At 46.3% G+C, this 229-nt stretch carries 1 protein-coding gene; it reads left to right on the top strand.

Annotated features, from left to right (window positions below; all coding sequences use genetic code 11):
• Positions 1-229, top strand: a 229-nt coding sequence (locus tag L9G74_RS22225; protein ID WP_238899144.1) for a hypothetical protein, incomplete at both ends; no start/stop codon positions are given.

Raw genomic sequence — 229 nt, 5'->3', positions numbered from 1 at the left:
GGACCCTCAGCTAACCAGTCCGAAGAAGAAAGTTCAGCAGGAAAAGAAGAAGAGTAGGAAGATACAGAAATCCAACACAAAAGAAGCAGTTGAAGAAACTGCTGTTGTCGAAAAGATTGAAGTGGTGAAGGTCGTGGACAAGAAGAAGGCCAGTCCTAACGCTTCCCCGAAAAATACCGTTGGAAAGCAGACGAAAACTACGGAGACTACGGTAGAGACCTCAGCCTCA

This window comes from Shewanella electrica, from assembly GCF_022321485.1.
GTDB classification, from domain to species: domain Bacteria; phylum Pseudomonadota; class Gammaproteobacteria; order Enterobacterales; family Shewanellaceae; genus Shewanella; species Shewanella electrica.
The sequence above is the reverse complement of the archived record's forward strand: the minus strand, read 5'-3'. Positions and strand labels throughout refer to the sequence as shown.